Genomic DNA, 20,634 nt, shown 5'->3' with positions numbered 1-20,634 from the left:
TTAGTCACCGCCTCCTACTTGATCTTGGAATCATGCTTTCCACGCACATACCCAAGACTGTAAAAAGTCGCACACAGTGAAATAGCACCTTGAACTTATGGTAACAAACATAAAGAAGAAAATCAATATAAAATAAAATGACAGAATTGTCTAATCCATCAACTGCAATTCATACAATTTCTTATACAACCCATCCTTCACCAGCAGCTCCTGATGGGTTCCGGATTCTTTTATTTCCCCGTGATGCATCACAATAATTTTATCCGCATGCTGGATCGTAGAAAGCCGGTGGGCGACCATGATCGTAGTTCTTCCATCCATTAGCCGCGCAAGTGCCTGTGTGATCAGTGTTTCGGTTTCTGTATCGATGTTGGCAGTTGCTTCATCGAGAACAAGGATCTTTGGATCATAAGCAAGTGTCCGTGCGAAGGACAAAAGCTGGCGCTGACCGGCAGATAGAGTACTTCCGCGTTCTGTAACCGGTTCATCATATCCGTGCGGCAGTTTCTGAATAAATGGATCTGCATTTACAATTTCGGCAGCCCGTCTGACATCGTCCGGTGAGATTGCTTCATTATTCAGCGAGATATTACTTTTGATGTCTCCGGTGAAGATGAAGACATCCTGCTGAACCTGACCAATCGCACCGCGGAGTACATTCAGATCAATTTCATGAATATCAATCCCATCAATCAGGATCTGTCCCTTCTGAATATCAAAATATCTTCCGATCAGATTTAAAATTGTAGATTTTCCTGCTCCGGTAGCGCCGACAAAAGCAGCCTTTTCACCCGGATGGATTACAAAACTTACATCTTTTAAAATATAATTTTCCTCTTCGTAGGCAAACCAGACATGGCGGAATTCAATTTCACCAAGAATATTGACCGGAGTCGGATCGACCGGAGATACGATCTCTGGTTTTACATCAAGAACACTGAAAATCTTTTCTGCGGAAGCAATGGAAGACTGCAGGGTTCCAAGCTGTTCGGAAAGCTCTTGGATTGGCTCGAAAAAGGAGCTGATGTAGGTGATAAACACGAACAGAGTTCCGAGAGAAAGACTTCCATTTAACACAGAAAGGCTTCCGGTACGGATAACAAGGATCATGGCAATGACCGAAACCAGATAGATTGAAGGCCGGAAGATCGCAAAAGTCATGATCTCGCGGAAATTGGCACGGTACAGTTCCATAGATTTGCCTTCAAATTCACTGTATTTCTCTTTTTCGCGTGCAAAGATCTGGATCAGCTTCATACCGGAAATATGTTCGGACAGGAAGGTGTTCAACTCTGTGATTTTATTTCTTGTGATCTGGTAAGCTTTTCTGGAGAGATGTCGGAAAACAAAAGTCAGGATTGCAACCAGAGGTAAAAGCAGGAAGGATATACCTGCCATTTTCACATTAATTGAGAGCATGACAACAGCGTAACCAATAATCTTTACAACGTTTTTAAAAAGTTTCACAAGAATGGTGGAAAACAGTTCGTTGACTGCTTCAGTATCGTTAGATACACGTGTTACGAGCTTTCCAACCGGTGTTATATTGAAAAAAGAAAGTGACAGGCTGTGTATATGTGTAAATGTTTCTTCACGCAGTTTGTACACAATCTGCTGGCCCATCTTCTGCAAAAGCCAGGTGTCGGCAAGGTTCAGGAAAAATCCGCTAAAAAGCAGCAGAAGAAACAGAATTCCGGCTTTTAGGATCCCCTTAAAATCATTTTGTCTTAAAACCTTCAGATCATTGGAAGTAAGCTTCTGGGCACCTTCTCTGACATAACTTTTTAAAACAGATGTATCGGCATTTTGCAGTGCAGTACATTCAGAGCGGGTGAGATTTTCTGCCATGTAATAGTGATCCTTCCAGAGAAAAATCTGATAAAAGGAAGCAGAGTCCGCCGTGGATACTGCCTGGTCGCGCGACAATACAAGACCGTTCCAGTTTATAGCGTCCGAAGCGGAAACGTCGGCTTCTACATACGGATGATAATAACCATTGATATACTGGTCGATTGCATTTCCGATGATGATCGGGCGGTAAAGTTCCACAGCAATGATGAAGAGAACCAGGACAGTTGCCAGGGTCATTACCCATTTATGCGGTTTTAGATAACTTAAAAGTCGTTTCATCTTATGGCTACCGTTACTGAAAACTTATAAAAAGTTACAAACTTCTATGTTTCATTCCTACTTCAACGAGTATGCTTTTGATGATATAAATATCTATCTACTCACAAGTTCTTGTACTCTCCATAGGCGTAAATTCCGGACTAACGTATCCGTACATATTTGCATTAACGTTTCAGTGTCAGCTTGCAAATCGTTCTCCGTAACCCTTAAGATTTATTGATGCCTGGAAATCTCTGTCAATTATATTCCCACATTCACATCTATATTCCCTGTCAGATAATTTCAAATCTTTTTTGATATTTCCACAACAGCTGCAAAGCTTTGATGATGGATAAAAACGATCAGCCACAATAAGCTGGATCCCTTTATCACTGCATTTGTATTCAAGCTGTTTTCTAAACCAAAAAAATCCTTGTTCCTGAACTGCTTTGGATAAATGTCTGTTTTTCATCATTCCGCTGACATTCAGATCTTCAATACAGATAAATCTTGGTTTTCGATTTACGATCTCAGATATGGTCTGATTCAAATAGTTTTTACGGATGTTTGTTAATCTGTGATTTCGTTTTAATAAAAGTTTTTCCTTTTTGATTACATTATTGGTTTTGCAGTAACTTTCCCCTTTCTTATTCTTCTCGTAAGAACGAGAGATACTACGCTGTAATCTGCGTTTCTGTTTTTCCAGTTTCTTTACTTTCTGACTCTTATTAATGTTCTTATATTTAACAGCATCAGAGCAGACAGCCAAATCTTTGATTCCTAAGTCTATGCCAACTCCATCATCATTAAGTGTTTCCTTGCAATCAGGAAATTCCACACATACACTGATCCACCAGTTCAATCCGTCAAAGGATATTCTCGGATTCATATATTTAACATCTGTCGGAATACGTCCATGTTCTGCAAGTCTTACCCAATTCATTTTCTGCTTATTTGCTTTCCTGCTGGAAGAAAAGCCTTCAAACTTAACGTGGGTATTACTGAATTGTATCTTAACATTATCCTGATAGAACTTCGGCATTGATCTCTTTTTAGACTTGAATCTTGGGAATTTTTGCAAACCCTTGAAAAAGTTCTTATACGCAGTACAGGCATCTTTGATTGCCTGTTTGGTTACATTATTTGAAATATTCAGCAGCCATGCGTATTCATCAGAATGTCTGAGCTTTGTAAATTCTTTTCTGAGTTCTGAATCTGAAATGAATTTGCCACCTTTTTCATAATTTTCTTTTTCCCTGGCCAAAGCCCAGTTATAAGCAAATCTTGAAGCACCTGCGTACTGAAACATCTTAGTTTTCTGTACGTTGTTTGGTATCAGCATTACTTTTATGGCTTTTACCATCTGTTTCCTCCTGTATCAATTCCCGGATAAAAAACTCACTATCTACTTACATGATTTTATAATTTATCTTTAACTGTTAATGACCTCCTGTTCTCCAATGGAAGCTTCCAACTGTTGTTTTTCAAACATATCTTTATAAATGCCATTTTTCTGAATCAGTTCGGTGTGTGTTCCAAGCTCTTTCATTTCTCCGTTTTCAAGTACCATGATCAGATCGGCATGCTGTACTGTGGAAATGCGGTGTGCGATCAGGATCGTTGTTTTCCCTTTACGATCGTCCCTGAGATTATGCAGGATATGTTCTTCCGTATCGGTGTCGACAGCGGAAAGGGAGTCATCAAGAATCAGGATCGGCGCATTTTTCATCAGGGCGCGGGCGATGGAGCTGCGCTGTTTCTGACCGCCGGAAAGCGTAACGCCACGTTCGCCGACGATCGTATCGTAGTTGTCCGGAAAATTTGCAATATTATCGTGAATGCAGGCTGATTTTGCTGCGGCGATAATACGGCTCATATCCTGTGACTTTGTGCCGAATGCAATATTTGCTTTCAGAGTATCGGAAAAAAGAAAATTATCCTGTGGTACATAAGCAATATTTTCACGCAGAGTTTTCAGCGGAATTGTGTTGATATCATGGTCATCCAGATAAATCATGCCTGGCTCGGTGTTGTAAAGCCGGAGCAGAAGATTGACCAGAGTGGATTTTCCGTTGCCGGTGCGCCCGATGATGGCAAGGGTTGTCCCGGATGGGATGTCCAGATTGATATCATGCAGTACCGGAGAAGTATTTCCAAGGTGTGCAAAGGTCAGGTGGTTAAAACGGATATCCCCGTGCAGGGTGTCTAAAGTCGTGACAGAAGCAGTATCTTTTACATTTGTCTGTGCTTCCAGGATTTCCTGTACACGGCGGATGGATGCAGTTCCCTGGGAAAACATGACGGCAGCTTCCGAACAGGCGAGCATCGGCCATACCAGCATATTGACATACTGATTGAAAGCTACGAAGCGTCCGAGTGTAATCTGTCCGATCAGGGCGAGGTATCCCCCATAAAGGAGTGAGGCAAGACTGGAAAATCCGATGATCACATCCAGAAGCGGGATCAGGATGGCTTCCAGCTTTGCGATGCGCATACTTTTATCCATGGTGTCCTGGTTCTTTTTGGAAAAAGAAAGGATTTCTGCCTGCTTGCGAACAAAGGCCTTGATCACACGGATCCCGGAGAAGCTTTCCTGTACAAAGTCGGCAAGATTGGAAACACTGTCCTGACGTTCGGTGTAGAGGTTATCCAGTACCTTTCCGTAATGCATATAGCCGAGGCAGATGATGACCATCGGGATCAGTGCCAGAAGGGTTAGTTTTATATTGACATAATACATCATCTGGCAGACGACCAGGAGCGTCATGACTACGGAATCAAAGATGCAGATGACAGCAGGACCAAGTGCCATGCGGACCGCATTTAAGTCACTGGTAAACCGGGTCATCAGATCACCTGTTTTGTGGCTGTTGTAGTATTCCACATCCATAGTTTCTAGATGGGAAAACATTTCATTACGCAGTTCACGCTCGATAATACGTGCGGTTCCAAAAAGAAAATAACGCCACAAAAAACGGCCGACTGCAAGCAGAAGACCAATCAGAAAGATCCCAAGAAGACAGGTACGAATGGAACTCCAGGTAATGCTGCGCGCGGTAAGACCATCAGTAATGATACCGGTAAGTTTTGGAATAAATACACTTGCCGCATCTACAGCAAAAAGAGTAAGGATTCCGGCAATATAGCGATATTTGTATCGTCTGACATATTGCATGATAAAGGGCAGTGGTTTCATATCAATGCCTCCTGAAAATGATAATTTTTTTCTATATAAAATATTATAGAGGATAGAATCTGGGGTGTCAAAGATTCCGTCAAATAAACGGGAAATACTTTGTGAAACAGGGGGAATTTCGTGAAAACGACAATTGCAATTTAAGATACATTTTTCTATAATGACGAGAGGTAAAATGTTAATAAGATAAACAGAGGGAATATATGAAAACATTACAGAAAGATTTGACGACCGGGAATCCGGGAAAAATTATTTTTAATTTCACACTGCCGATCTTCATTGGAAATGTATTTCAGCAGTTCTACAGTATGGCGGACACAATTATCGTAGGAAAGTTCGTGGGAACCAAAGCACTTGCGGCTGTTGGAAGTACGGGAACGATCATGTTTCTGATCAATGGATTTATTCTGGGAATGACAGCAGGATTTACCGTACTTACGGCACAGAAATTTGGCGCAGGTGATATGAAAGCAATGCGCAAGACTGTAGGAAATGCCGCGATTCTGGCGATTATTATGTCTCTTATTATGACTGTGCTCGGAATGATGGCAATGAAACCGCTTCTTGGGATTATGAAGACACCGGATGATATTTTCAAGGATGCCTATGCGTATATTATGGTAATCTGTGGTGGAATTGCGGCGCAGATGCTATATAACTTTTTATCCAGTGTCTTGCGGGCACTTGGTAACAGCAAGGTTCCGCTGTATTTCCTGATTCTTGCGGCGCTGCTCAACATTGTGCTGGATATGGTATTTATCATTGCATTTCACATGGGCGCAGCCGGTGCGGCATGGGCGACTGTGATTTCACAGGGGATTTCGGGAATCCTGTGTCTGGTATATATTGTGAAGGCGGTTCCAATCCTGCATTTACATAAGGAGGACTGGCGTCCGAGCGGACATCTGCTAAAGATCCAGCTTGCAGTCGGAATCCCGATGGCTCTTCAATATTCGATCACAGCGATCGGAACCATGATGGTACAGACTGCCCTGAATTTGCTTGGCTCCACACAGGTAGCAGCATTTACCGCAGCGAATAAGATCGAGCAGATCGTGACGCAGGCATATGTTGCGATGGGAACCACGATGGCAACCTATTGCGCACAGAATATTGGAGCGGGTAAGATCAAAAGGATCCGTCAGGGATTTAAGTCAATTACGATCATGGGAAGTATCTATTCAGTCGTAGTTGCGGCGATCATTATGACAGTTGGAAAATATATGACGTATCTGTTCCTGTCTGGGGATCTGACAGAAATTATGCATTCCGTGGATATTTACCTGAAATGCGTCGGTACTTTCTTTATTCCGCTTACCGTTGTAAATGTTTACCGGAATGGAATCCAGGGAATGGGATATGGACTGCTCCCGATGATGGCTGGTGTGGCTGAGTTGGTTGGCAGGGGCGTTGTTGCCATGATCGCGGCAGGGCAGAAGAGTTACTTTGGAGTATGCATGGCAAGTCCGGCGGCATGGATCCTGGCAAGTGCATTGCTGATCGTGATGTATTATTATGTGATCCATCAGAATGAGAAGCGGTTTGCGAAGTATGCGGATGAGGAATAGAAAAGTTTTCTTTATAAAGCAAACGGAATGAATAACAGCTCCGGCGAATATACTTTTTAGTAAAGTGGTTCGCCAGGAGCTGTTTTTATGCGCCTTTTTTTATACATATCTGACTTTATAGTCCCTTTTATGATTTTGTCCATTCTTATATATGGAATTTTTGCAGGAGTGAATGTATATGATACTTTTATTCAGGGAGCAAAGCGTGGATTTTGGACGGTCGTGCGGCTGATGCCGACGTTGATCGGATTGATGGCAGCAGTGGGGATTTTGCGTGCATCGGGTTTTCTGGAATTTATATCGGAAATAATTGGAAATGTGACGGAGCAGATTGGATTTCCGGGGGCATTGGTTCCGCTTACGATTGTGAAAATGTTTTCGTCCTCTGCCGCAACGGGATTATTGCTTGATATCTATAAGGAATTTGGAACGGATTCGAGAAACGGAATGATCGCTTCAATTTCGATGGCGTGTACGGAAACGATTTTCTATACGATGTCTGTGTATTTTATGTCAGCAAAGGTGAAAAAAACCAGGTATACTCTTGCCAGAGCACTTATTGCAACATTTGCAGGGCTTGCAGCGAGTGTGTGGCTGGCAGCACTTGTATAAATAAAGTGCTAAATAGTTAATGAAAAATATGCACATATTGTACGCTTAAAAAAGTAAAGTTGTATGATAAAATTACAAGAAGTTGTATGGCTGAAAAACGATAAATTGTACATAACACACAATAAATTTAATCATATTTCACAATAGATGTGCAAGTTTCTTGACAAAGCATGTCGAAATATGTAGAATATAGTCTATAGATGGTTCATACATGTACCTGGTATACAAATTACAGAGTTGTATACATTGTAATTTGGAAGACGCCTTATGGAATAGCTGGCGCAGAGGAATGAAAGCGGGAGGAAAAGATGGTCAGGACTGCACAGAACAAGATTTTCATTTTCCGAGAAGGAGAAAAGGTTCAGATTGAAGCATATGGAGAGCATATTATTCGGGTAAGAGCTTCAAAAGGAGAGATCGAAGATCTTAATTGGACTTTATTACCGCCAAAAGAAGATCGGGCAAGTGTAAGTGAAGAAGGAGACAATGTCGTACTGGAGAATGGGAGAATCCGTGCTGTTGTCAGTAGCGATGGAAAGATTGCTTTTAAGAATCAGGCGGGTGAAGTATTATTTGAAGAACTCTGGAGAAATGAGAGGGATATAGATGCCAGAGCTTTAAAAGGACATGTTGGAGGATCCAGTCATATCGAATTGCATTTACGACAGTATGCAGGGGAACATTTTTATGGACTGGGACAGGAAGCACATGATTTATTTGATCTGAAAGGTGCTACGTTGGACTTGTGTCAGCAGAATACGAAAAGCACAATTCCATTTGTGATGTCATCAAGAGGATATGGATTTATTTGGAATAATCCGGCAATTGGACGAGTTGAATTTGGAACATCGGGAACCAGATGGGTGGCCGAGTCAGCAAGACAGATGGATTATCTTGTAATTGCAGGAGATACACCGGGAGAGATTGAACATCGTTACTGTGAAGTGACGGGGTATGCACCAGAATTTCCGGAGTGGGCGACAGGACTTTGGCAGTCAAAGCTTCGCTATGAGACACAGGATGAGTTGATGGAAGTTGCCCGTGAATACAAGAGAAGAGGAATTACACCTTCTATTATTGTATGTGATTATTTTCATTGGCCGCAACAGGGAGAATGGAAATTTGATAAAAAATACTGGCCGGAACCGGAAAAGATGGTGAAAGAACTGAATGAGATGGGAATTCGCCTACTGGTTTCCATCTGGCCGACAGTTGATCCAAGAAGTGAGAATTATATTGAGATGAGAGATCAGAACATGCTGATTCGCTCAGAAAGAGGACCTGGAACTTTAATGTATTGCAGGGGACCGGAGACCTACTATGATCCGACAAATCCGGAAGCAAGAAAGTTTGTTTGGAACAAGGCAAAAGAGAATTATTACAATCTTGGAATTCGAAATTTTTGGCTGGATGAGGCAGAACCGGAAATCACACCGTATGATTATGATAATCTCCGTTATTGGATTGGCAATGGAATGGAAGTCAGTAGTTTATATCCTTTCTATTATGCAAAGACGTTCTATGATGGACAGAAGGAAGAAGGACAGGATGAAATCGTGAATCTGATTCGGTGTGCATTCCTTGGAAGCCAGAGATTCGGAACGGTATTATGGTCTGGTGATATTTGCTCTGATTTTGACAGTTTGAGAAGGCAGATCAAGACAGGGCTTCATGTGGCGATTAGTGGAATCCCATGGTGGACAACCGATATCGGCGGATTTCATGGAGGGGATCCAAATTCAGAAGAGTATAGAGAATGCCTGATCCGTTGGTTTCAGTTTGGAGCATTTTGCCCGGTATTCAGAATGCATGGATTCCGGTTTAAACCAGACAGACCAGTTGTATCCCCAATGAGTATGGACACTTTCTGTTACTCAGGAGGACCAAATGAGATTTGGAGCTATGGAGAAGAAGCATATGAGATACTTAAGAAGTATGTGGATATCCGTGAAAGCTTGAGACCATATATTTATCAGAACCTGAAGAAGGCTTCAGAAGATGGAACACCGATCATGAGACCATTGTTTTATGATTATCCAGATGAAGCGAATTATGAAATTTTCGATCAGTATATGTTTGGACCGGATCTTATGGTCTGCCCAGTATATGAATTAAACCGGAGAGAGAGGAAAGTATATCTTCCAAAAGGAACTGAATGGATAGATTCACAAAGTAGACAGATTTATGAAGGCGGACAATGGATCAAAGTTTTAGCACCACTTGAGTCTATTCCGATTTTCATACGAAAAGGAGCCAAAATCGACCAGACATTTTTTAGGAATGGGAAAGGTTATTAGTGTCGCAAAATCAGGCAGGTACCAGCCTGAATATAGACACATAATAATGATAAAGCCGGTAAGTACCGGTGACAACAAGAAAGGAGACAGACTTATGAAAAAGAAATTAAGAGGTACTGTTGTGCTGCTTACTACAGCGGCATTGGCTGCATCAACACTTGCAGGATGTGGAGGATCTGGCAAGAGTGATGACACAAAGAGTGCAGACAAGAAACCTACAGCTTCTGCTGAAGATACCAACTGGGAGGGAGCTAAAAAAGCAGCTGACTTAAGTGGTAAAGTTACTTACATGCATTCAGGTGATGATTATGAGCGTGAAATGTATGCCAACGTATTCAAAGACTATCAGGCATATGCACCAAATGTAGAAGTTGAACAGATGTATGTTCCTTCTGACTATTCAACAAAACTTCAGACACTGGCAGCAGCAGGAAATCTTCCGGATCTGTTCTGGACAGGTGAAGCTGGAGTTAAAAGCTACTATGAAGCTGGAATGTTAGCAGATATGAATGACATTCTTGATGAATATCCACAGCTGACGGAAGATATTATTGATGGAGTTTTGGAATTTGGTAATATCGATGGCAAACAGGTTGCATTCCCGAAAGACTGGACATCCTATGTTATGTATCTGAACCTGGATCTTTTCAAAGAAGCAGGTGTTGATGTTCCGACAAATGACTGGACAGTGGAAGATTATGAAGATATTGCAGCAAAACTGACAAAGAAAAGCGGAGATCGTGTTGATGTGTATGGTACAGCCATTAACAATTATCGTGCAGACTGGATCAACTGGATGGGTAACTACGATGCAGAGTGGTTTAAAGATGGAAAATCAAACCTTTCTGATGCAAAATCTCTTGAAGGTTTAAGTGTAATGTACGACCTTGTACAGGATGGATCAGCTCCTTCGCCAGGAACTGTATCTTCAACAGGTGACAGTGAAGACCGTCTCTTCGTTATCGGAAAAGTTGCCATGTATCCGTCAGGACGCTGGGTAGTTCCGTCATTCCGTACAGAATGTGATTTTGAATGGACAGCAGTAGAGATGCCGAAGGGAACAACTCGTACATGCCCATTTATCTGTAGTATGGTTTGTATTGCTGATTCAAGCAAAAACAAAGATATTGCAGCGAACCTTCTGTCTTATCAGATGAGTGATGAAGGACTTGCTACTGTTATGGAACAGGGACTTTCACTGCCGGTTTATAAAGATCTTATGAGTAATGATACTTATGTAAGTACTCCACCGGATGCTGACGCTTTCATTAATTCAGCAGCATACCTTGGAAATAAATCTCAGATTGAAGCTTCTCTTACAGGACAGTGGTCTGAGTACAGCAGTATCATCAGTGCAGGTCTGTCAGATGCATTCGAAGGTAAAACAACAATCGAAGAAGCAGTTAAGACTATTGACGAGCAGGCTAATACAACTGTATTCAAGTAAGATAACTAAAAAGGCCGGAGTACAAAAGCAAGGGGGCTGCTTCAGTAGAGAGCAGAATGCGGCTGTACTACCGGCTTTAAAAAAGTAATCAGGAATGGAGAAGATTATGAAGAATACGAAATCATCCCGCAAAGGGCTTACTTTGAAACAAAAAGAAGCGGTGACTGGTTTAATTTTTATTTCGCTTCCGCTTTTGAGTCTGATAATCATGATGTATTATCCGATCATTCGTTCATTTTTTATCAGTTTCTTTGAGTGGAACCTGCTTCAGAAACCGAAGTTTATCGGAATAGAAAACTATAAGACGCTGATTCATGATGAAGTATTTAAACAGGCACTTACAAATACTTTCAAATGGGTTATTATTTACGTGCCGATGTCAACGATTACTTCTTTCCTTTTAGCACTTCTTCTTGACAGAAAGTTAAAGGGAGCAGGATTTTTCAGAACATTATATTACCTCCCGGTAGTATGCCCGATCGTAGTAGTATCGCTTTTGTTTGTATGGATTTACAATACAGACTACGGTATTTTAAACTTTATTTTAAAAAATTTGTTCCACATGGATCCAATCGGCTGGCTGACAGATTCAAAATATTCATTGTTTGCAATTGCAATTATGTCAGTATGGAAATGGGCCGGTTATAATATGTTAATTTTCCTTTCAGCATTGCAGGGAATTGATGAATCTTTATATGAAGCCGCAGCAATCGACGGAATCACACCTTGGAGAAAGTTAATTGATATTAAAATTCCACTTGTTATGCCGTCTATTTATTTCGTAATGCTTACAGCAGTTATTGATGCATTCCAGATCTTTACTGAGATCTTCATCATGACAAAAGGTGGACCGGGATATTCAACCTACACAGTATCATATTATCTCTGGTCTAACGCATTTGAATATTCTAAGATGGGATATGCCTGTGCTATGGCTGCCGTAATGTTTGTAATTATTTTGACTATTACTTTAATTCAGAATAAAGTTATGAGTAAAAAAGTAGATTATGAGGCTTAAAGGAGGGCAAAAGACATGGTAAAGAAAAAAGGACATAAATTTTTTGCCTATTTAGGCGTTATATTAGTTGCCATCCTGGTTATTCTTCCATTTTTATGGATGGTAGTATCTGCTTTCAAAAGTCAGAGAGAATTGTTTGCGTATCCGCCAACATTTTTCCCAAAAGTATGGAAAGTAGAAAACTTTATTGAAGCTGCATCCCGAGGAAGTATCAGTTTCTGGCAGATGTTCCTCAATACAATGAAGATTGCACTTCCATCAACAATATTTAATATTATTTTTTCATCACTTGCAGGATATGCTTTTGCAAGATTGAAATTTCCATTCAGAGATACAATTTTTATGTGTTTTATCGCAGCAATGATGGTTCCGTTTGCAATTACATTGATTCCAAGATTCTTAATGTTTAAAGACTTTGGTTTCTATGATACATATGTACCATTGATTGTTCCGGTTATGTTCGGTACACCGTTCTCCATTTTCCTGACCAGGCAGTTCTTTATGACTTTGCCGAAAGAACTTGAAGAGGCGGCAATCATGGATGGATGCAGTCATTTCAGAATCTGGGCACAGATTTTCATGCCACTTTGCAAACCAATTATTGCGACGTTGTCAGTATTCCAGTTTCAGAGCTCATACAATGACTTCATGGGACCAGTTATTTATATTGCTTCAGATGCGAAATTTACGGTACAGATGGGATTATCTTCATTCAGAAATTCATTTACATCAAGATATGACTTAATCATGGCGGGATCTATTCTTGCACTTATTCCGGTAATGATCCTTTTTGTTTGCTGCCAGAAGTACATTGTACGTGGTATTGCCATGAGTGGAATGAAGGGATAAACTAAGAATGATAGAAGTAAGAGAACTGGTAAAAAAATATGGAAATAAAACCGTCCTGGATCACGTCAGTTTTGACGTGAAGGACGGGGAAATTCTTGGACTTCTCGGACCTAATGGTGCCGGGAAGTCCACAACAATGAATATTATAACGGGAAATTTGGCGGCTACAGATGGGACAGCAGCAATCGATGGACATGAGATACTGGAAGAACCGCTCAGGGCAAAAAAAGAGCTCGGATACTTGCCGGAGATACCGCCGCTTTATGTGGACATGACGGTAAAGGCGTATCTGAGCTTTATTTATCGTTTGAAAAAATGTAAACTTCCGAAAAAAGAACATTTAGAAGAAGTATGCAGGGCAGTTCAGATTATAGATGTGTACGACAGAGTAATTAAAAATCTGTCAAAAGGATATCGACAGAGAATTGGAATTGCACAGGCTATGATTGGAAATCCTAAAGTTCTGATTCTGGATGAACCTACGGTAGGTCTGGATCCGAAACAGATGATTGAAATTCGTAATCTGATTCGTGGCCTCGGAAAAACACATACCGTTATTTTATCTTCACATATTCTGTCGGAAGTACAGGCTGTGTGTGACAGAGTTGTTGTGATCAATAAAGGAAAAGTAATTGCGGATGACACTGCAGAAAACTTATCAGGACATTTGAATGGAAGAAGACTTCGAATAAAAGTCGAGGGACCACAGAAAATGGTAGAGGAAGGGCTTAAGACTATTCTAGGTGTAAAGGCAGTATATCCAATTGTTTGTACGGAACCAGGATGCTGTGCTTTTGAATTACAGTCAGATGAGCATACGGATATTCGCAGACAGACTTCTGCATATTTCAAGGCAAGCCCATGGTTGCTTCTGGAATTTACAGAAGCAGAGATGTCGCTTGAAAATATATTCCTCAAATTAACAGATAGTAAAGGGGGGAAAAAATAATGACAGCGATTTTTTTAAGAGAGTTGAACTCATATTTTATTTCCCCAATAGGATATGTATATCTTGCCGCAGTCTACGTACTTGCAGGGTATGAATATGCAATTCTGATTCTGGGAGGAAGTGCAGATTTGAGTAATGAGTTTGCGTTTTTATATACGGTTACCTTACTTCTGACGCCAATTCTTACAATGCGTCTGATGAGTGAGGATAAAAAGCAGAAGACAGAGCAGGCTCTTTTTTCAGCACCGGTAACATCAGGTGCTATTGTTGCAGGAAAATATTTTTCCGCTTTTGTAGTATATCTTGCAGGAGTGGCAGTTACCCTTTTACATACGGTATTTCTTGCACCATATGCAAAGATCAACTGGATGATCATTATTGGAAATTTTGTAGGGATTGCGCTTATGGGGCTGGCAGGAATTGCATTGTGTATGTACATTTCAGCACAGACAGAGAATCAGATTGTTGCAGCTGTCGGTGGACTGGCTGCAATGCTGTTGGTGATTTCTTTAAATTCTCTGGCAGGCGTGATTCCGTTTGGACCAGTACAGAAGGCACTATATGCGATTTCATTCTATTCAAGATACCATAATCTGACACTGGGAATCTTTAAGGTTTCGGATTTGTTTTTCTTTATCAGCTTTGCGTCTGTATTCTTTTTCCTGACAACACGTGTACTGGAAAAGAGAAGATGGAGCGGTAAATAGGATAAGGCAGAAAGGAAGAAGAACAATGAAACAGAGCAGAAGATGGAAATACGGTGCAATGGCGACGACGATTACCGTACTGGGAATTGTGCTGATCATTGTTGCCAATATTGTAGTTGGTCAGCTTACTGAAAAGTATGGCTGGAGTATTGATTTAACAGCAGATGACAGATATGCAATATCAGATGAGTCCATTCAGTATTTGAAAAAATTAAAAGATGAAGTGGACATCACAGTATTTGTGGATGAAAAATCCATGTCTACCGGAAGTTATTATCTGGTACAGGCATATCAGAACTTACTGCAGTATAAAGAACACTCAAAAAAAGTAAAATTAGAATTTGTGGATCTGACAGAAAATCCGACTTATATTTCCAAGTATCCAGATCTTGACTTAAGTTCCTGGGATATTCTGGTAGAATCAGGAAAAAAACAGAAAGTTATTTCTTTTCAGGATCTGTATGAGTATGACAGCTCAGGATCACAAATCACTGCTTCGAAAGTAGAGCAGAAAGTTACCGGAGCGATTGCTTCTGTAACATCAGATGCAACTGAGAAGAAAGTCGTTGTATTAAATGGATTTGGAGAAAACGAACCTACGGATCTGATGAATCTTTTACAAGATAATCAGTATGAGATCACTTCCCAGTCATTACTGACCGATGATTTGGATGAAACTGCAACCGATGCAATTTTGTTTGCACCGCAGAAGGATCTGAATGAAGATTGCCTGAAAAAACTTAGCAGCTGGCTTGATAATGATGGAAATCAGGGAAGGAATCTTTATGTATTCCTTGATCCGAATGCAGGAAGTCTTCCGAATCTGGAAGCATTTCTGGGAGAATGGGGACTGAAAGCGGAAGAAGGGTATGCATTTGAATCGAACAGTAGCATGTACTACGGAAAATTCTATTATCCGGTTGCACAGTATGCAAATATGGATTATGCAGAAGGAATGACATCAAGCGATTTGACGATTATGGCACTCTGCCGCCCAGTTGATACATTATTTGAAAATAAAGATGGCTATGAGACATCTGTACTTTTGAATTTTACTTCCGGCTCAGGAACAGTAAAACTTGGACAGACAGAGATCACGGCAGACCAGATCACGGGTGATGTAAAAGGTATGGTCTTATCGACCCATAGCTGGTATGGAGAAGAAGTAACCAAATCCAACATACTGGTATCAGGTTCTGCACTTGCATTTACAGGTGATGTAATGACCAGTGATACTTTTGCAAATGGAAGATATATTCTCGGAGTATTTAAGAAGCTGGATGATCAGAGCGAGACTGTAAATATTCCGGCAAAGAATTTAAGTGTAGAAAACCATACAATGAGTCAGATGAAGACGAATATATATACTTGGGGATTCATGGTAGTACTTCCTGTAATCGTTCTGGCAGTTGGAATTGTTGTTTGGGTAAGGAGAAGACATCGATGAAAAAACAATGGCTGACAATCGGCATTTTATGTATAGGAATATTAATTCTGGGAGGCGCATGTTTTTTCCTGCTGAAATCAGATGATTCAGAGAAGAGTGATGTTGAGAGCGGAAACTATCAGATCCTGGATGAAATTACAGAAGATGACGTAGCGTCAGTCGTAGTTTCCAATGCTTCCGGCGGTTATGAAGCTGACTGGAACGATGATTCAGTAATCATTAAGGACTGTGACAATATTGCAATCGACAATTCAGCTGTAAAGAAGATTCAAAATGCAGTAAAAGGGATCACGGCAGAGAAAAAGGTTACAGATGGAAAAGGGCGCCTGAATGAATTTGGATTGGAAGATGATCCGGTAGAAGTTACAGTAACAGGAAAAGGTGAAAAAGAATCTCTGATGATTGGAGATGAGGTTCCGGGTCAGGATAGCAGTCAGTGGTATGTACTGTGGAAAGAAGAGGTCTATATCGTATCCGACAGTAATGTGGAAGCATTTCAGTATGGTGTAAAAGATTTGGTTTCAAAACAGATCACACCAGACCGAGATGAGAGTGATGACAGTTTTCGAGTTACTTTGGCTGATATTCAGGGAGCAGGTATGGATGAGATTCAGATCAGACACCAGGGAAGTGAAGAACTTGCAGGCTATCAGGTAGATTCATACCAGCTGACAGCTCCAATAAACTATCCGGCTTCTGCATCTGTATCAGAAGATATTCTTCCAATGTTCTTTGGATTAAAAGCGCAGGAAGTGGCGGTACTTCATCCAACTGCAGAAGACCGGGCACAGGTCGGGCTGGATCAGCCTTACAGGCAGGTAGAAATTGAATATCAGACTAAAGACAGCGAAAAGAACAAGATTAGTATTTTGGTATCGAATATTGATGGCGCAGGTAATCTTTACGTGGAAAATGGTTCTGATGTGATTTATAAATGCCGACCACAGGATATCAGCTGGCTGAATATTACCGTTGATACAGTGATCAGCCATACGATTTTGATACCGGATGTGACGAGCTTAAAGACGTTGACGGTCACACAGGGAGATGGAAGTAGTTATCAGATTCAGCTTCAGAATATGGGAGCAGATAATGGAAAGGTTCTCTATGATGGGAAAGAACTGGATGTAGATAGTTTTCGTAATTTCTATTATGGACTGATCAGTGTGGAAGCAGATGAAGTAATTCTTGAAAATCTTCCAGATACATCGGGAATGAACAAGATTGCAGAAATTCAGTTTGCATATATGGATGAAAGCAAAAAGTCCAATACGATAACGTATTATTCAGAATCAGCAAGAAAAGCGTATGCGGTGCTTGATGGAAATGAAAGAGGTTTCCGGCTTTCCGAAACACAGCTTGATACTGTGCTCGGAAATTTGCAGAAACTGATAAACGGCGAAGAAATCAAAGCGAGATATTAGACGGTCTCGCTATCGTTCGGCTGAGAAGCATCTGCCAGTTTTTTGAACCCTGGTTCAAGAATTCGTTCGGCTGCCATTGCAAAACAGGCAGGAAGAACGAATCCGGTGACTGGAGCAACGAGAAATGCACTGGCACACATGAGAAAGATCACAATAAGCATCAAGGTAAACCCAATTCTGGTGATACCAAGAGCAATCGCTGCTTTTAACAGATTTGGGATTGTCATATAAAAACGCGATAATAAAGGAAATACTGTAGTAAGCAGAATCAAGAATAAGAGTGCACAAAGGATGGATACGGCAAAGTAGATAATACCGAGTATATGTGTACGTCCTACACCATCAGAAAAGAACCAGCTGATTACTACAAAAATAGCAAGCGGAATCAGGATCAGAGTTAAAAGAACTCCTTGCTTTAAATTGGTACGGAATGAATTCCAGAAGGTTGACAATACATATCCTTCTCCATTCAGAAGTACTTTGTGTACACTGTGATACAGGGCGGCAGATGAAGCACCGAGAGTGACAGCTGGAAGACTGAAGAACATCCAGAGGATGCTGAGAATCAGAATGTCACAGAACTTATTGAGGATAGTAAAAACAGGACCATCCAGTTTGAAAATACTATTCATGGCAAATCTTCTTTCTGTAAAAAATGTGAAAAACATATAAATTATATGGTGTTGATTTATTGTAACATGTACAGAAAGAACAGTCAAACAAGAAAATACGGAGGAGAAAAATGAACGCAGCAGAAATTATTAAAAAAGAGTTGGATGCAATTTATATTGGGAATCTGAGCACGGTAGATGACAATCTTACACTCCCGGAGAACGGAAAATATGGTGCTCAATTTACCTGGGAGACAGGGGAAGAAAGATTTATTGATAATACAGGAAAGGTACATCGTCCGCTGCATGGCATGGGAAACCGTAAGGTTACACTGACGGTTACTGCAACCTATGAAGGATGTAGTGAGTCAAGAGAATATGTGGCGACCGTATTGCAGGAAGCAAAAGAAAATATCGTAAAAGAAGTACGTAAAGTCGTCCTTAATGCACAGGTCGGTGAAGAAGCACATCTTCCGTCTGTTGTGATCGCATATACAGAAGATGGACGCCGCATGACAATGCCGGTGAAATGGAATACATATGAGCCGGCAAAAGAAGAGACAGTGGTTGCAGTTGCAGGTGTGATTGATGGAACAGAAAAGGAAGCATCTGCAGAGATCCATTATAAAAAGGAAATAGTACCAGTAAAAGGACCGGAGAAAAAGGTGGATTATGTTCCACTTGGACAGGTTCGGTTGAAAGAAGGAACTCTTTATTATAAATACCAGAAGCTGATGGAAGAATATCTTCTTGGAATTGACGATGACCAGATGCTTTATAATTTCCGCAAAGCGACCGGACTGGATACCAAAGGAGCACCTCCGATGACCGGTTGGGATGAGGAAAGCTGTAAACTGAAAGGGCACACGACCGGACATTATCTGTCAGGTATTGCACTTGCATTTGCAGCAACCGGCAATCCAAAATTTTTAGATAAAGTCAATTACATGGTAGCAGAGCTGAAAAAGTGCCAGGATGCATTTGCGGCAACCGGCAAATATCACAGAGGATTTTTGAGCGCATACTCAGAGGAACAGTTCGATCTTCTGGAAGTATATACTAAATACCCGGAAATCTGGGCTCCGTATTATACTTTGGATAAGATTATGTCCGGATTATATGATTGTCATGTACTTGCCGGAAATGAGACGGCAAAAGAGATCCTGGACTTGATGGGAGACTGGGTATATGACAGACTTTCCCGTCTGCCAAAAGAAACACTGGATAAAATGTGGGCAATGTATATTGCGGGCGAGTTTGGTGGTATGCTTGGAACAATGGTAAAAGTCTATGAGCTGACCGGAAAAGAAAATCATCTGAAGGCTGCAAAACTTTTTGAAAATGAAAAGTTATTCTATCCGATGGAAGAAGAATGCGATACATTGGAGGATATGCATGCAAACCAGCATATTCCGCAGATTATCGGTGCAATGGATCTGTATCGGGCAACTGGTGATGAGATTTATTGGGAAATCGGAAAGAATTTCTGGAATATCGTGACTGGTGGACATACATATTGTATCGGTGGGGTTGGTGAGACTGAGATGTTCCATCGTGCAAATACAACGTGCTCTTATCTTACGGATAAGGCTGCTGAAAGCTGTGCAAGTTATAATATGCTGCGCCTGACCAGTCAGTTATTTGAATATACTCGAAGCGGCGATCTGATGGATTATTATGATAATACGCTGAGAAATCATATCCTGACATCAAGTAGTCATAAATGTGATGGTGGAACGACTTATTTTCTTCCACTTGGTCCGGGTGGCAGAAAAGAATTCTTCCTTTCAGAGAATTCCTGCTGTCATGGAACCGGTATGGAGAGCAGATTCCGTTATATGGAAAATATTTATGCGCAGGATGAAGATGCGCTTTACATTAACCTTCTTGTAGATTCCGTGCTGACGGACGAAAATGGAAAAACGATGATCGAACTTCAGAGTGTGGATGAAGAAGGTGTAATGGAAATCTGTTGTCAAAAGGATCAGAAAAAAGTTCTTAAAATCCATATTCCGGCATGGGGGCAGAAGGATTTTAATGTGACTGTAAATGGAAAAGTTCTTGCAGATACAGCACTTCATGATGGGTATCTGGTAATTGATGCAGATCCGAAAGCCGGAGATGTGATCCGACTGGAACTTCCGATGGAATTCCGTGTGTTGGATAACAAGTCTGATGCGGCATTTGTCAATCTTGCATATGGGCCATATATTCTTGCGGCACTTTCAGAGGAAAAAGAATTCCTTGCAGCACCGGCAGTAGAAGAAATTCATATGGTTGATGGAAAATTACAGTTTGAAGCGAATGGAATGAAGATGATCCCTCTTCCGGAAGTAGATATGGAAGCTTATCATGTATATTTTCATAAAGAACACCAGTTTACAACTTTATAAATGATAG

General features: G+C 40.9%; 15 protein-coding genes. 11 read left to right on the top strand and 4 right to left on the bottom strand.

Features of this window, described 5'->3' with window-relative positions; all coding sequences use genetic code 11:
- Positions 1 to 150: 150 nt before the first annotated feature.
- The 3 genes from PG840_RS15505 to PG840_RS15495 all read right to left on the bottom strand — a co-directional run bounded on the left by PG840_RS15505 (position 151) and on the right by PG840_RS15495 (position 5,305).
- Entirely contained in the window at positions 151 to 2,130 is a 1,980-nt protein-coding gene (locus PG840_RS15505; protein ID WP_270613845.1) for an ABC transporter ATP-binding protein, read from the bottom strand.
- 178 nt (positions 2,131 to 2,308) lie between these two features.
- Positions 2,309 to 3,472 carry an RNA-guided endonuclease InsQ/TnpB family protein gene (locus tag PG840_RS15500; RefSeq protein WP_055297353.1) on the bottom strand — a complete coding sequence of 388 codons (1,164 nt, stop codon included), beginning with the start codon at positions 3,470 to 3,472 and terminating at the stop codon, positions 2,309 to 2,311.
- A 69-nt stretch (positions 3,473 to 3,541) separates the two neighbouring features.
- Positions 3,542 to 5,305, bottom strand: a complete 1,764-nt coding sequence (locus PG840_RS15495) for an ABC transporter ATP-binding protein (RefSeq protein WP_270613844.1) — start codon at positions 5,303 to 5,305, stop codon at positions 3,542 to 3,544.
- A gap of 203 nt (positions 5,306 to 5,508) precedes the next feature.
- Here PG840_RS15495 and PG840_RS15490 point away from each other — a divergent pair, with 203 nt between their 5' ends.
- From PG840_RS15490 to PG840_RS15445, 10 genes are all read left to right on the top strand, one after another.
- The gene (locus tag PG840_RS15490) at positions 5,509 to 6,873 is read left to right on the top strand and encodes an MATE family efflux transporter (RefSeq protein WP_055248143.1); all 1,365 of its coding nucleotides are present in this window, start codon (positions 5,509 to 5,511) and stop codon (positions 6,871 to 6,873) included.
- An 87-nt stretch (positions 6,874 to 6,960) separates the two neighbouring features.
- Complete coding sequence (locus PG840_RS15485) at positions 6,961 to 7,485, top strand: spore maturation protein (RefSeq protein ID WP_270613843.1); 525 nt, start codon at positions 6,961 to 6,963, stop codon at positions 7,483 to 7,485.
- Between the two features lie 308 nt (positions 7,486 to 7,793).
- Complete coding sequence (locus PG840_RS15480) at positions 7,794 to 9,782, top strand: glycoside hydrolase family 31 protein (protein WP_117824562.1); 1,989 nt, start codon at positions 7,794 to 7,796, stop codon at positions 9,780 to 9,782.
- Positions 9,783 to 9,876: 94 nt separating this feature from the next.
- The gene (locus PG840_RS15475; RefSeq protein ID WP_181988911.1) at positions 9,877 to 11,229 is read left to right on the top strand and encodes an ABC transporter substrate-binding protein; all 1,353 of its coding nucleotides are present in this window, start codon (positions 9,877 to 9,879) and stop codon (positions 11,227 to 11,229) included.
- Between the two features lie 106 nt (positions 11,230 to 11,335).
- Positions 11,336 to 12,247: a carbohydrate ABC transporter permease gene (locus PG840_RS15470; protein WP_173824920.1), complete on the top strand. Its 912-nt coding sequence runs from the start codon at positions 11,336 to 11,338 to the stop codon at positions 12,245 to 12,247.
- Positions 12,248 to 12,262: 15 nt separating this feature from the next.
- A complete protein-coding gene (locus PG840_RS15465; RefSeq protein ID WP_117824565.1) occupies positions 12,263 to 13,096 on the top strand; it encodes a carbohydrate ABC transporter permease in 834 nt (277 codons plus the stop codon).
- A 7-nt stretch (positions 13,097 to 13,103) separates the two neighbouring features.
- Positions 13,104 to 14,045, top strand: coding sequence for an ABC transporter ATP-binding protein (locus tag PG840_RS15460; protein WP_117824566.1), 942 nt, complete (start codon positions 13,104 to 13,106; stop codon positions 14,043 to 14,045).
- Complete coding sequence (locus PG840_RS15455; protein ID WP_117824567.1) at positions 14,045 to 14,752, top strand: ABC-2 transporter permease; 708 nt, start codon at positions 14,045 to 14,047, stop codon at positions 14,750 to 14,752. Before PG840_RS15460 ends, PG840_RS15455 begins: the two co-directional genes overlap by 1 nt.
- A 25-nt stretch (positions 14,753 to 14,777) precedes the next feature.
- A complete protein-coding gene (locus PG840_RS15450; protein WP_117824568.1) occupies positions 14,778 to 16,199 on the top strand; it encodes a GldG family protein in 1,422 nt (473 codons plus the stop codon).
- Positions 16,196 to 17,623: a DUF4340 domain-containing protein gene (locus PG840_RS15445; protein ID WP_270613842.1), complete on the top strand. Its 1,428-nt coding sequence runs from the start codon at positions 16,196 to 16,198 to the stop codon at positions 17,621 to 17,623. The genes PG840_RS15450 and PG840_RS15445 overlap by 4 nt, the downstream gene beginning before the upstream one ends.
- Here the strand turns inward: PG840_RS15445 and PG840_RS15440 are convergent.
- Positions 17,620 to 18,255: a YesL family protein gene (locus PG840_RS15440; RefSeq protein WP_270613841.1), complete on the bottom strand. Its 636-nt coding sequence runs from the start codon at positions 18,253 to 18,255 to the stop codon at positions 17,620 to 17,622. The two genes, PG840_RS15445 and PG840_RS15440, sit on opposite strands and share 4 nt — an antisense overlap.
- A gap of 110 nt (positions 18,256 to 18,365) precedes the next feature.
- On the opposite strand from PG840_RS15440, the gene PG840_RS15435 reads away from it, so the two are divergent.
- Complete coding sequence (locus PG840_RS15435) at positions 18,366 to 20,627, top strand: beta-L-arabinofuranosidase domain-containing protein (RefSeq protein WP_270613840.1); 2,262 nt, start codon at positions 18,366 to 18,368, stop codon at positions 20,625 to 20,627.
- Positions 20,628 to 20,634 lie beyond the last annotated feature (7 nt).

Source organism: Coprococcus sp. AM97-35 (genome assembly GCF_027697525.1).
GTDB lineage: Bacteria > Bacillota > Clostridia > Lachnospirales > Lachnospiraceae > Allocoprococcus > Allocoprococcus comes.
The sequence above is the reverse complement of the archived record's forward strand: the minus strand, read 5'-3'. Positions and strand labels throughout refer to the sequence as shown.